Source organism: Mycobacterium ulcerans subsp. shinshuense, from assembly GCF_002355775.1.
In the GTDB taxonomy this organism is placed as follows: Bacteria; Actinomycetota; Actinomycetes; order Mycobacteriales; family Mycobacteriaceae; genus Mycobacterium; species Mycobacterium marinum.
On the sequence record NZ_AP017624.1, the window covers coordinates 2,192,040 to 2,205,060 of the forward strand.

Consider the following 13,021-nt stretch of genomic DNA (forward strand, 5'->3'; position numbering starts at 1 on the left):
TGCATCAAAACCGCACGCATCACGCACCACCCGCGGTGATGCCGGCGGCGCCGCCACCGATGTAGGTGATCGGACCGAGCCCCTGCGCCTCGGCGAGTTGACCGGTCAAGTGCGCAATCAGGGCCGCGTCCAGGATGGAGTGGAACTGGCCGTCGTCGGTGAAGTTGACGTTGGCGCCGCTGACCCGGAACAGGACCACGGTGTCTTCGGTGTTGGTTGCCGGGCAGGCGAGCGTGTGCACCGAGGAGCCGGGCTCGAACAGGTAGGAGCCGGCGGTCTGCGGCTGGTCGGCGTATTCCATGTAGTGCCAGGAGCCGCTGATGGTCCAGGCGTCGACGGTGCCGGTGTGGTAGTGCAGCTGGATCCGCGCACCGGGCGCGAACGTCGCCAGCACCACCCACTCGCCGTTCTCGATGTCCAGGCGCAGCGGCTTGAAGTGCACGCCGTCACCGAGGGCATCGCGAACCAGCGGAATGTCGTTGGCGTTGACGGTGAGCAGCTCACCCTGGGGCAGAGCTACCAGCGGCAGCGGTGCGCCGGTGGCGGTGGCAGCCGGAGCGGGAGCGGTCATGAGGGTCATGGTGGAGCCTTTCGGGAGTGTTGGGCTTGATGACTCCAACTGTGCCCGCCAGGAGACCCCAAATCTTGACGCCAGGGGACAAGTGCTTGACAGCAAGGGACATATCGGTGATCCGGGGTACATCCGCCCGGCAGCCTGATCAGCGTGGGTTCGCGCGCCGATCGAGATTGGGGTTGCTAGCCCAGCCCGTCGTTTCCGTCTGCGCCGAGCAGAATTCCGCCGGTGCCGCCGGCGCCGGGGCTGCCGGCGGGTGCGCCGGTGTCATCGGTGCCGCCGTTGCCGCCGTTGCCGCCGTTGCCGATCAGCACGGCGTCGCCGCCGGCCCCGCCGTCACCGCCGGTGCCTGTGCCGGTGCCGCCGACGTTGCCTTGGCCGCCTTGGCCGCCGGCGCCGCCGCCACCCGACAGCTGTCCGGCGGCGCCGCCCGCCCCGCCGGCGCCGCCGTCATCGCGCTGGGCAATTCCGCCGGTGCCCCCGGCGCCGCCATCGCCTAGCCAGCCGGCGTCACCGCCACGCCCGCCGGCACCGCCGGGGCCGCTCACGCCGAACCCGCCGGCGCCACCGGCTCCGGCGCCCGAGAGCAGCAGCCCGGCGCTTCCACCGTGACCTCCGTCCCCGGCGCTGGCGCTCCCAAATCCGCCCGTGCCGCCGATGCCGCCGCTGCCGAACAGCAATCCGGCATTCCCACCGGCCCCACCCGCTCCGCCGTGAGCTTGGCTATAAGGGCCAGGCCCGCCGGTGCCGCCGGCCCCACCCGGCCCGCCGAGCAGCCCGGCATCGCCACCGGCCCCACCGGCACCACCAGCCTCAGAATTACCTATTGTCATTCCGCCGGCGCCGCCGTGGCCCCCGCCGGCGCCGACCAGCCCGGACAACAGCCCACCGCTCCCGCCTGGGCCGCCGGCACCGCCGAACGCAGAACCTAGGTAAGTGCCGACACCGCCGGCGCCGCCGTTCCCTCCGGCCCCGAACAGCCCGCCGGCACCACCTGTCCCACCGGCCCCGCCCGCGGCCCCAATTGCGGTGCTGTGGCCGCCGATACCGCCGGCACCGCCGTCACCGGAGAACCAGCCACCGGCTCCACCGGCTCCGCCATCACCTCCGGTGCCGCCGCGGCCACCGGCACCGCCGGTGCCGCCGGTGCCCCAGAGCCCGGCGGCCCCACCAGCCCCGCCGTCCCCGCCGGCCAGGCCGGAGCCGCCGGCTCCGCCGTCACCGAGCAGCCATCCGGCGGGCGTGCCGTCGGCGCCGCTGCCGGTGGCGCCGGGGGTGCCGTTGCCGATCAGGGGGCGTCCGGTCAGTGCTTGGGCGGGTGTGTTGATCGCGGCCAGCGCCTGCTGCTGGGCGACGTGGATGGGTGAGGTGCTGGTGGGGGCGTTGTAGCCGTCCAAGCCCAGTAGCAGTCCGCTCATGCCGCCCGCGCCGGTGGCGCCGACGGTGGGGCCGGTACCACCCATGGCGCCGTTGCCGCCGTTGCCGATCAGCACCGCGTTACCACCGGTCCCGCCGGCGCCGCCGTTGCCGATCAGCAGCCCGGCGGTGCCGCCGTCGCCACCGTCACCTCCGCGACCGACCATGCTGCTTCCGCCGGTGCCGCCGGTGCCGCCGTTACCCAGCCAGCCGCCGGTACCGCCGGTCCCGTCGTCAGCTCCGGGACCGGACCTGCTGAATCCGCCGGTGCCGCCGGTACCGCCGTTGGAGAACAGCAGCCCCGCATCGCCGCCAGCCCCACCCGCACCCCCTATGGAGCCGGACCCGCCGGTGCCGCCGGCGCCCCCGCTGCCGAACAACCACCCGCCAGCACCACCGGGCCCACCCGCGCCCCCGGTGCCAAGGGCGTTGGTTCCGCCGTCGCCGCCGGCCCCGCCCGGCCCGCCCAGCAACCCGGCATGACCACCGGCCCCACCTGCGCCTCCGGCGCCGCCGCCAGACCCGCCGGTGCCGCCATGGCCGCCACCGGCACCGACCAGCCCGGACAACAATCCACCCGCTCCACCGGCCCCACCGGCACCTCCGGTGGAAACTGAATGTGCCGTCCCGCCGGCGCCGCCGACCCCCCCCGCCCCCAGAAGTCCGCCGGTCCCGCCGGCCCCCCCGACCCCACCCGTTCCGGGGGCTAAAATCCCGCTGAATCCGCCGGCTCCGCCGGCGCCACCGGTGCCCAGCAGCCAGCCGCCGGCCCCGCCCGCACCCCCGGCCCCAGCAACTCCGCTGCTGGTACTGCCGCCGGCCCCGCCGGCGCCGCCGGAGCCTCACAACCCGGCCGCCCCACCGGCCCCGCCGGCCTTACCGGGCGCACCCGAGCCGCCCGCACCACCGTCGCCGAGCAGCCAGCCGCCCGGGGCGCCGGCGGCCCCGGTGCCCGGGGCGCCGTTGGCGCCGTTGCCGATCAACGGGCGCCCGGTAAGCGCCAGCACGGGTGCGTTGATCGCCCCTAGCAGATCCTGGGGCACCACTTGGGCCGGGTTGGCCAACGCCGCTGCGGCGGCGGACTCGGCGCCTGCATACGAGGTCGCCCCGGCGGCCAGGGCCCGTGCGAATTGCCGTTGAAAAACCTGGGCTTGGGCACTGGCGGCCTGGTAGGCCTGGACATGCCCGGAGAACACCGCCGCGATCGCCGCCGACACCTCGTCCTCTGCGGCGGCCAGGATGTTCACGGTTGGGGCTGCCGCGCCCGCGGTGGCCTGACCCAGTGCCGAGCCGATTCCGGCCAGCTCGGTTGCCGCAGCCTCCACCAGTTCGGGTACTGCGATCACCAACGACATTCGAAACCTCCAGAAGATCATCACAATCCGGTGTGCGCTTCGACGACCACCATGAGCCGGGCACCGTCACCGTAACTTCAGGCGATATACCGCGTCGCGGTTATGGCCAAAGGTCTTTGCTTACTTGCTGATTGCGTGTGGTGACGCGCCTGGTGGATGACCATTTCGTGCACTGCCGGCCGGTGATCATGTGCATCGGATATGCAGATGCTATGTGGTTAAACATGTTTGGCACGCCGCTAGGGTCGTGCGGACAGGCCCGGCGTGAATTGTCCTGATCTGCATTGAGATTGCTCGAATTCGTAACGTGAGCACCGAGCGGTGATAGTGGCCGGACCGCCCACGGTGAATCCCGGCGCGGCTCGAGTGGCTCGGCCGCGCCGGGATCTACGGTTCGGGTCTGGCGGGAGAATTGCTGGGTGTCAGGCCTCCTTGGTGGTGTGGCCGGCGGCGCCGCCGCCGATGTAGTTGATCGGTCCGAGGTTTTGCTCTTCGGCCTTCAGTTGGGTCACGTGGGCGATCAGGGCGGCGTCGAGGATGGAGTCGAACTGGCCGTCGTCGGTGAAGTTGATGTTGGCGCCTTGCACGCGGACCAGGAAGACGGTGTCTTCGGTGTTGGTGGTGGGGGTGACGAAGGTGTGCACCGACGAGCCCGGCTCGTAGAGGTAGGAGCCGGCGGTTTGCAGCTGGTCGGGGTACTCGAGGTAGTGCCAGCAGCCGGAGAGCGTGTAGACCTCGGCGGTGCCGGTGTGGTAGTGCAGCGGCACGGTGGCGCCGGGTTCGAAGGTGGCCAGTACCAGCCATTCGCCGTTCTCGATGTCCAGGCGCAGGGGTTTGAAGTGCACGCCGGGGCCGAGGGCGTCGTGCACCAGGGGTACGTCGTGTTCGTTGACGGTCAGCAGTTCGCCCTGCGGCAGGGCCACCAGGGGCAGCGGGGCGCCAGTTGCGGTGGTCGCCGGTGCGGGTGCGGTCGCCAGGGTCATGGTGGGGTCCTTTCGGGATATGGCGGGGCTGTCGACTCCAACCGTGCCTGCGGCGCTCCCTGATGTCTTGACGGTAAGGGACAAACGCTTGACCGTAAGGGACGTTCGGCGATCGGAAGCCCGCGGCGGAACCCGCACGCCTGGCCTAGGGGTGGGGTGTTTGCGGCCACCGGGCATCGCCGTGGTGCCGGTGGTGATCCGCGGGTTTTCGATGGCCGTGCAAGGCGCCTCATCGCTGGGTGGCAGGTGCCTCGATCGCATGTGCGTCCCCTCGGGTCAAGTAGGTGTCCCTTGCTGTCAATACATCGACGGCCCGGACGGGCAGGCTAAGGGCTAACAACAACGTCCACAGCGAATGGAAACCCATCGTGAGCACCGACCAATCTGCGCGTCCCGCACCGTTTTTCGCCCAGCGCAAGATCTTCATCACCGGAGCCAACGGCTTCATCGGCGCAAACCTCGCGGCCCGGCTACGCCAGCTCGGCGCGAGGGTGACCGGCGTCGACCTGGTCGCAGATCCCGCCAACGGAATCATCGCCGGCAGCACTGCCGACCCGGCCGCTTGGGCATCGGCACTGGACGGCGTCGACGCGGTCGTGCACCTGGCGGCGTTGGTGAGCACCGTGGTTGCGGTCGAAACCGGCTGGGACGTCAACGTGCTCGGGACCAAGAAGGTCATCGACGCCGCGGTCGACGCGGGGGTGCGCCGGTTCGTGCACCTGAGCTCGATCGCCGCGTACGGGTGGGATTTTCCCGACCACGTGACCGAGGATTACCCGACCAGGGTGACCGCCGGCCTGAGCACTTACGTCGACACCAAGACCAACTCCGAGTTGGTCGCGCTCGCCAACGCCAACCGCGGCATGGAGATGGTGGTCGTGCGTCCCGCCGACGTCTACGGCCCCGGCTCGGTGTGGATCCGCGAGCCGATCGCGATGGCCAAGGCCAACCAGCTGATTTTGCCGGAACGGGGCTCCGGCGTGTTCGACGTGATCTACATCGACAACTTCGTCGACGCCATGGTGCTGGTCCTGGCCACCGAGGGCATCGCCGGGGAGGTTTTCAACCTCGGCGAGGAGCTGGCGGTTAGCTGCCAGGAGTACTTCGGCGAGGTCGCGTCCTGGACCGGCGCAAAGGTCCGCTCGGTGCCGATCCGGATCGGTGCACCGGCTCTGGGAGCCATCGGCCGCATCCAGCGTCGACTCGGTATGAGCAGCGAACTCGGCCCGGCCCTGCTGCACATGCTCAACCGCCGCTATGTCGTCTCCAACGACAAGGCCCGTGACCGCTTGGGATTCAAGCCGGTCGTCTCCTATCACGAGGGGATGGCCCGATCCAAAGAATGGGCCCGCCATGAGGGCCTCATTTGAGATCCGAGCCTAGGCACCAACGGATTCCACGAAAGACACGAAAGAAAGGAACGCGCAGAATGAGCCCCATCGACGCCGCCCGCGTCTACCGGATGGTGGTGCGGATGCGTCTGGCCGAAGAGGCCCTGGTCGAGGCGTGGCGGGAGGGGCTGGTTCCCGGCGAATACCACTCCGCCATCGGCGAAGAGGGCATCGTCGCCGGCATCCTCACCCAGCTATTCGAATTCGACACCCTGGCGTTGGACCACCGCAACACCGCGCCGTTGGTGGGTCGGGGCATCGACCTGCAGGCCCTGATGCTCGAAGTGCTGGGCTCCGACCAGGGCATCGCCAGCGGCATGGCGGGGCACATGCACATCTTCGACCCCGATCTGCGCGCCGGAGCTGACGGCATCGTCGGTGCCGCCGGCCCGCTGGCTGTCGGACATGCGATCGCGCACACCCGGCTGCACCCGGGCAGCGTCGCGATCGCCTTCCACGGGGAGGCCGCGATGAACCAGGGAATGCTGATGGAGGCCTACAACATGGCCGTGGCGTGGAACCTGCCCGTGGTGTTCGTCTGCAAAGACAACAAATGGGGCATCACGACTTACTCCAAGGACCAGACCGGTGCCGACCCGATCAGCCGAGCACGCGGCTTTGGACTCGAGGTCGCCAGCGCCGCCGGACACAAGGTCGCCGACGTACACGCAGCGGCGGGGCGGCTCATCGAGCGTGCCCGCTCCGGCAACGGATCCGGCTTCCTCTACGTCACCTGCCACCGGCCCGGCGGCCACTTTGAAGGCGATCCGCTGGTCGGCCTGCTGCGTGCCCCCCGCAAGCAGCTGTCGGTCTGGGTGCCGGAGCTGCGTTCCGGGCTGACCGCCACCGAAAGCGGTTCGCGCACAGACAAACTGCGCGCCATGGCCGGCATCGGCAAGCGCGCCGCGCGGTTCGCCTACGACGTGGGCCGCACTGCCGGCAAGGATCCCGTCCGCCGGGGCCGGTCCTTGATCAGCGCGGACGCCGCAACCGCCATCGAAGCCCAGGAGCGAGCCGAGGTGCTCGCCGCCATGACCGAAGCACGCGCCCGCGTCGGCAAGCGGGCCGGCTTCGGCATCAAGACAGGAGCAGACCGATGACCATCATGCGCTACGACGAGGCCGTCGACCACGCACTCGGGCAGGCGATGGCCGCCGATCCGCGGGTGCTCACCTGGGGCGAAGACGTCCAGATCCTGCGCCGGGTGCTGCTGAGTCGATTCGGACCCGACCGGGTGCGCGACACCCCGATCTCCGAACAGGCGTTCATGTACGCCGGAGTCGGTGCGGCGATGGCAGGGCTGCGTCCGGTCGTCGAGCTGTACATGATCGACTTCGGCACCGTCGGCTGGTCCGCGATCATCAACGCGGGCTCGAAGTTCAAGGACTTCTCCGGTGGCCGCTGGAACGTGCCCATGGTGCTACGGGCCGGGGTCGGCGGCTGGTACGCCGACGGCGGCGAGCACGAGCAGACGCTGTGGGGCACCCTGGCGTCCTACCCGTCGACCGAGGTCGTCGTGCCCTCCACGCCGGCCGACGCGGCGGGCCTGATGCTGTCGGCCGTGCGCAGCGACGAGTTCACCGTTTTCCTCACCCCCAAGCTGCTCGATCAGCAGATCCTGGACTACCTCGGTGGTGACCAGCGATCCACGGTCGACCTGACCGACGTGCAGCCCGCAGCCGGTGTCCGCGGCGAGGTGCCCGACCGGGTCGAGCCGATTCCGTTCGGCCAGGCGGCAATTCGACGCGACGGGTCAGACCTGACGCTGGTGTCGGTGGGCGTCGGCGTGCATCGCTGCCTCGAGGCGGCCGAGCGACTGTCCGCCGACGGCATCGAGGCCACCGTGCTGGACCTGCGCACCCTGGCCCCACTGGACAAGGAGGCCATCGTCGAGCACGTGAGCCGGACCGGCCGGGTGGTCCTCGCCGGCGAGGACTACGTTCGCGGCGGGCTCACCGGCGAGGTCGCCGTGCTGCTGCTGGAAGCCGGGACCAGCGCCCGTTACGCGCGGGTGGCGGTCGAGCAGACCATCCCATTCGCGCCACACCTGGAGTACGCCGTCCTGCCCAACGCGGAACGGATCATCGCCGCCGCCAAGTCATTAGCCTGAGGACCCCGAGATGACCACCACCCTTCCCCTTGTCCAGATCGCGCTCAGCGTTCGCGACATCCAGCACTCCCAGCGCTGGTACCGCGACATCTTCGGCCTCACCGAGGCCGGCGGTACCCACATGTTCATCCCGGCGCTGGGCTCCGAGGACGTCCAGGGCGTGCCGGGCGCCACCAGCGTGTGCTGGTGGCTGCTGGACGGCAAACCCGGCTTCCAGCTGGAGCTGTTCGAGTTTTCCAAGCCGCACCCGCGTCCGATTCCGCAGGACTGGCGCCCGTGCGACATCGGCTACACGATGCTCGGCTTCCACGTCACCGACTTCGACGCGACGCTGGGGAATCTCACTCGCCGCCGCGTGCCCCCGCTCACCGAGCCCATGGGGGAGCCCGGTTCTCGCCGGGTCTGTGTCAAGGATCCCGATGGAACCCTGCTGGAGATCCTGGAGGCGGACCCTGTGGTTGCCGGCATGGCGGCGCGCCCCACCGGATCGCCGGCGGTCGCCCGCTTCGCCACCCTGTCGGTGCCGGACCTGGCCGAGGCGCGGCGAACCTGGGTGGACGTGATGGGGCTGCCCGAAGTCGACTACCGGCTGCACTACCCCGAGCGCGAGCAGCTGTGGGGCCTGGCCGGGGCAGATCGCGAATCCTTCGTGGTGCGCGCCGGTGACAGCCTGCTCGAGGTGGTGCAGTACCTCGACCCGGTCGGCAAGCCATGGCCGGCCGGCTACCACATCAGCGACATCGGCATCCTCAACGTCGCGCTGGGGCCTCAGGACCGGGCGAGCCTCGACGCGCTCGTCGCCAAGGGGCAGCACCACGGGATACACCCGAACAGCACCAAGTCCACCCTGCTGGACCGCTGGTGGCATGCCAGCTATGTCAATGATCCGATGGGCTTCTCGATCGAGCTGCTGTTTCATGGGAGCAAGGGGCATCGGCACCGCGCCGACCCGTTCAACCTGATCGAACTCGGCTTCACCGAAAAAGAACCACCCGTTACCCGGGCCCGCGCGGTCGCCCGCTGTGCAGCGTCGCCCGAACAGGTGTGGACGGTGTTGGCCGACCACGAGTCCATGGCCCAGTGGACTCCGTTCCAGCGCTCCGAGGTGCTCAGCACCGGCGATACCGACGGTGTCGGCCTGGTCCGGCGGCTCAGCGGCGGCTCGGCCGGGATGTCGGTGGTCGAGCGGGTGGTCGCCGCCGAGGCGCCTTACCGCTTCGAATACCGCGCCAAGGGGGCGCCCGGTCTGAACCGCTACCACGCGTTCGTCACCGTCGAGCCGGACTCCTCCGGAGGCTGCACGATCACCTGGGAGGCGCAGTACCGTTCCCAGCTGCCCGGCTCGACGTTGATCACCACCAGGATGCTGCGCATTCTGGTCCGCGGGCTGGCCCGCCGGGCCGAGCGGACCGGTGCCCGGATAACCGCGTAGTCGATTTCGCGGTCGATCCGTTGGGGCCATCGGGCCTTGACGGCGGGGAACGGATGCTTGACTGTAAAGGACGTGTCGGTGATCCGTGGCACCGCGTTGACCGGTTATCCGGCGCTGGTGAGCGAACTCGGGGCGGATCCCGAGGCGCTGCTCGCCCGCGCTGGCGTGAAGCGGTCCGATGTCGGCCGATTCGACGCATTTATCACCTATCTGGCGCTGATCCACGCGGTCGAATCCGCTGCGGCAGTGACGAAAACACCTGACTTCGGCCGTCGGCTGGCCGAACGCCAAGGCATCGAGATCCTGGGGCCGGTCGGGGTGGCGGCGCGGACCTCGAAATCGGTTGCCGAGGCACTCGACACTTTCGAGCACTACCTCGCCGCCTACAGCCCCGCGATCGCCCCGACGATGAGCCGCGATCCCGGCGGTGAAGCCTCATTCCTGGAGTTCAAGATCCTGATCGCGCACCCGCCGGCGCACCCACAGACCACCGAGTTGTCGCTGGGAGTCATGTTGCGGGTGCTGCGCTTTCTGCTGGGTGCCGGGTATGCGCCCACCGTGGTCGACCTTCCGCACCCGGCGCTGACCCCGCGGGAAGACTACCTGCGCTACTTCGCGTGCACACCTCGCTTCGGGTCGCACAGGGGCGGATTCCGGTTGCCGAGCGAGGACCTGCAGCGCCCCCTGGTCAGAGACGAGCTGGCGCATCGTGTCGTGCTCGAATATCTCGACACCGTCATCGACCGGCAACGGCCGACAATGGCCTCCTCGATTCGAGAACTGATCCGCCAGCTGTTGCCGACCGGCGCGGCGACGGTTCCGGTGATTGCCGACCAGTTTCGGCTGCACCCCAAGGCATTACGGCGCCGACTCGCCGCCGAGGGGACGAACTTCAACGCGGTTGTCGACGACGTTCGGCGGGAGGTGACCGAACGCTACTTGCGCGACAGCGACATGACGCTCACGCATCTGGCCCGGCAACTGGGTTATGCGGAGCAAAGCGTGCTCTCCCGGTCGTGTCAACGGTGGTTCGGTGCGAGCCCGGCGTCGCTGAGGGCGCAGTGGCAACGGACCGCATCGCCGATCACGCTGCAGTCCACCCGCTGATCGTCCGTTGCGGTCAAAGTCATGTCCTTTGCTGTCAAGACACCGGTGAATTCGGTGAGCATGCTGGTTTGAGACGACCACACCCACAACGAATGGAATCGCAATGAGCGAACACGAATTCGACCGTCCCGCGCCCTCGCTGTCCGGTCGCACGATCTTCATCACCGGAGCCAACGGCTTCATCGGCCGCGCCATGGCGGCCCGGTTCCGCGCCCTCGGCGCCGTGGTACGCGGTGTCGATCTGGAGGCCGATCCGGCAGGGGACGTGGTCGCAGGTGACATCACGCGTCCCGAGACCTGGGCGGCGGGGCCGACGGGGCTGGAGGGGGCGGACACCGTGATCCACACCGCCGCGCTGCTGGGGGCGGCGTTCCCGCTGAAACAGGCCTGGCACGTCAACGTCCTGGGCACCAGCCGGGTGCTGCGCGCGGCGATCGACGCCGGGGTCCGCCGGTTCGTGCACTTTTCCTCGGTGGCGGCCTACGGCTTCGAGTTCCCCGACGGTGCGGATGAGACCTACCCCGTGCATGTCAACGGCGACGTCTACACCGACACCAAGGTGAACTCCGAGGCGGTCGTGCTGGCCGCGCACGGCGCAGGCGAGATTGATGTCACCGTGATCCGGCCTGGCGATGTCTGGGGTCCCGGCTCGGTGTGGGTCCGTTCGCCGATCGCCGAGATGCGCAAGAGGACCGGCTTTCCGCTGCCCAACGGCGGAAACGGCATCTTCTCCCCGGTGTACATCGACAACTTCGTCGACGGCATGGTACTCGCCGTGTCATCCGATGACGCGGTGGGCCAGATTTTCAACATCACCGACGGCAAAGGTGTGCGGTGCGCCGATTTCTTCGGCCGGATGGCGAGCATGAGTGACGGCACGATCCACACACTGCCGATCCGGGTGGCCGCACCGGCCGCCGAACTCCTCGGCTCGCTGCTGCGCCGTTTGGGCCAGAAAACCGATCTGTCGGCCGGAACGATGTGGCTGCTCAATCGGCCCGGCACCTATTCGATCGAGAAGGCCCAGAAGATGCTGGGCTACCAACCGCGGGTTTCGATCGAGGAGGGGATGGCCCGCGTCCACGAGTGGGCACGGGCCGAACGTCTCATCTGAGCGCCGGCGCCAGCACCGCGCAACGGACCCCAATGCCTCCGATGGTCCCCGTGACAAGGCAATACGGTGACTGACAGCACACTCGGGGTGGGTTTCGTTGTCGCTGGCGAGCCGGTTGTGGCAGTCTCTGGGGCGTGGACGAGCGACCTGGGACTCAGAGCGACAGCGCGTCGGCGGGAAAGACGGCGCCGCCTGTGCGGCCGCTCTCGTCAGACCAGCAGCCGGCGACCAAGGCAGACTTGTACGCCGCGGTCGATGCGATGCGCGCCGATATGCGTGAACTGCTAGAACAGATCAGCACCCTGATCAAGGAAGCAAATCAGAAATAGGCCGCCCGGCCAGGCGGCATGATGAACGGGTGAGGCCGTTTCGCATCGATGTTCCCGAAGACGTTATCGATGACCTGAAAGCCCGTCTGGCGCGCACCCGTTGGCCGGAGGCCGAGTGTGTCGACGATTGGAGCCAGGGCATCCCGCTGAGCTACACGCGGGACTTGGCCGCCTACTGGGCCAACGAGTACGACTGGCGGGCGCGCGAGGCCGCGCTGAACCGCTTCGACCAGTTCATCACCGAAATCGATGGCCTGGATCTGCATTTCGCCCATCAACGCTCCCCGCACGAGGACGCGTTTCCGCTGCTGATCACCCATGGCTGGCCCGGCTCGGTGGTGGAGTTCCACAAGGTGATCGAGCCGCTGACCAACCCCACCGCCCATGGCGGGCGCGCCGAAGACGCCTTCCACGTCGTCTGCCCGTCCCTTCCCGGATACGGATTTTCCGGCAAGCCGAGCAGCACAGGCTGGGGAGTGGACAGGATCGCGCGGGCCTGGGAAACGCTGATGCAGAACCTGGGCTATCAGCGATACGGCGCCCAGGGCGGCGACTGGGGCGCGGCGGTCACCACCCAGATCGGCCGAAACGGCGGGCGCTGTGTGGCCATTCATCTCAATATGCCGATCGCCATGCCCACGCGTACAGCGCTGACCAACCCGACCGCGGCAGAACAAGAGGTGCTGGCAGCGTTGGCGTACCACCGGAAATGGGGAACCGGCTACTTCAAACAACAGTCCACCCGACCCCAGACCGTGGGCTACGGCCTGACCGATTCCCCGGTGGGACAACTGGCTTGGATCGTGGAGAAGTTCTGGGCATGGATGGACTGCGCGGGAAACCCGGAGAACATCCTCACCCGCGACGAGCTACTGGACAACGTCATGATGTATTGGGTAAACGCCGCCGCGGCGTCGTCGGCCCGCTTGTACTGGGAGAGTTTCAAGGTCTGGGGGCAGACCGAGCGGGTCGAACTGCCCACCGGTGTGGCGTCGTTTCCCAAGGAGGTGCTGCGTGCACCGCGCGCCTGGTGTGAACCGAACTACAACATCACCCACTGGACGACGATGCCGCGCGGTGGTCACTTCGCCGCGTTCGAACAGCCGGAATTGTTCGTCGGAGACGTCCGTGCGTTCTTCGCCACGGTGCGCTGACGCGACCGCGGCACAACCGGGCCGGCTGCGTGAAAAAGTTGTGCGCTAGCCGGGCA

The 13,021-nt window shown here is 68.9% G+C and carries 10 protein-coding genes and 1 pseudogene; 8 read left to right on the forward strand and 3 right to left on the reverse strand.

All coding sequences use genetic code 11. From position 1 onward, the window contains the following. Positions 1–19: 19 nt before the first annotated feature. The 3 genes and pseudogenes from SHTP_RS09970 to SHTP_RS09980 all read right to left on the reverse strand — a co-directional run bounded on the left by SHTP_RS09970 (position 20) and on the right by SHTP_RS09980 (position 4,328). A complete protein-coding gene (locus tag SHTP_RS09970; RefSeq protein WP_012394980.1) occupies positions 20–580 on the reverse strand; it encodes a 2,4'-dihydroxyacetophenone dioxygenase family protein in 561 nt (186 codons plus the stop codon). Positions 581–756: 176 nt separating this feature from the next. After that, a pseudogene (locus tag SHTP_RS09975) lies at positions 757–3,345 on the reverse strand (PE family protein). A 422-nt stretch (positions 3,346–3,767) separates the two neighbouring features. Beyond that, a complete protein-coding gene (locus tag SHTP_RS09980) occupies positions 3,768–4,328 on the reverse strand; it encodes a 2,4'-dihydroxyacetophenone dioxygenase family protein (protein WP_012394978.1) in 561 nt (186 codons plus the stop codon). Between the two features lie 368 nt (positions 4,329–4,696). On the opposite strand from SHTP_RS09980, the gene SHTP_RS09985 reads away from it, so the two are divergent. The 8 genes from SHTP_RS09985 (at position 4,697) to SHTP_RS10020 (ending at position 12,965) form a co-directional block, all read left to right on the forward strand. Next, the gene (locus SHTP_RS09985) at positions 4,697–5,698 is read left to right on the forward strand and encodes an NAD-dependent epimerase/dehydratase family protein (RefSeq protein ID WP_096370485.1); all 1,002 of its coding nucleotides are present in this window, start codon (positions 4,697–4,699) and stop codon (positions 5,696–5,698) included. A 59-nt stretch (positions 5,699–5,757) separates the two neighbouring features. After that, positions 5,758–6,819, forward strand: a complete 1,062-nt coding sequence (locus SHTP_RS09990; protein ID WP_096370486.1) for a thiamine pyrophosphate-dependent enzyme — start codon at positions 5,758–5,760, stop codon at positions 6,817–6,819. Next, positions 6,816–7,829, forward strand: coding sequence for an alpha-ketoacid dehydrogenase subunit beta (locus SHTP_RS09995; protein WP_096370487.1), 1,014 nt, complete (start codon positions 6,816–6,818; stop codon positions 7,827–7,829). The genes SHTP_RS09990 and SHTP_RS09995 overlap by 4 nt, the downstream gene beginning before the upstream one ends. Positions 7,830–7,839: 10 nt before the next feature. Next, positions 7,840–9,261 (forward strand): SRPBCC family protein, encoded by a 1,422-nt coding sequence (locus SHTP_RS10000; protein ID WP_096370488.1) that lies wholly within the window; start codon positions 7,840–7,842, stop codon positions 9,259–9,261. Between the two features lie 72 nt (positions 9,262–9,333). Continuing rightward, positions 9,334–10,368 (forward strand): AraC family transcriptional regulator, encoded by a 1,035-nt coding sequence (locus tag SHTP_RS10005; RefSeq protein WP_096370489.1) that lies wholly within the window; start codon positions 9,334–9,336, stop codon positions 10,366–10,368. Positions 10,369–10,471: 103 nt separating this feature from the next. Further along, entirely contained in the window at positions 10,472–11,482 is a 1,011-nt protein-coding gene (locus SHTP_RS10010) for an NAD-dependent epimerase/dehydratase family protein (protein ID WP_096370490.1), read from the forward strand. Between the two features lie 134 nt (positions 11,483–11,616). After that, positions 11,617–11,811, forward strand: a complete 195-nt coding sequence (locus SHTP_RS10015; RefSeq protein WP_012394971.1) for a hypothetical protein — start codon at positions 11,617–11,619, stop codon at positions 11,809–11,811. A 29-nt stretch (positions 11,812–11,840) separates the two neighbouring features. After that, positions 11,841–12,965 carry an epoxide hydrolase family protein gene (locus SHTP_RS10020; RefSeq protein WP_096370491.1) on the forward strand — a complete coding sequence of 375 codons (1,125 nt, stop codon included), beginning with the start codon at positions 11,841–11,843 and terminating at the stop codon, positions 12,963–12,965. The last annotated feature ends 56 nt before the right edge of the window (positions 12,966–13,021 follow it).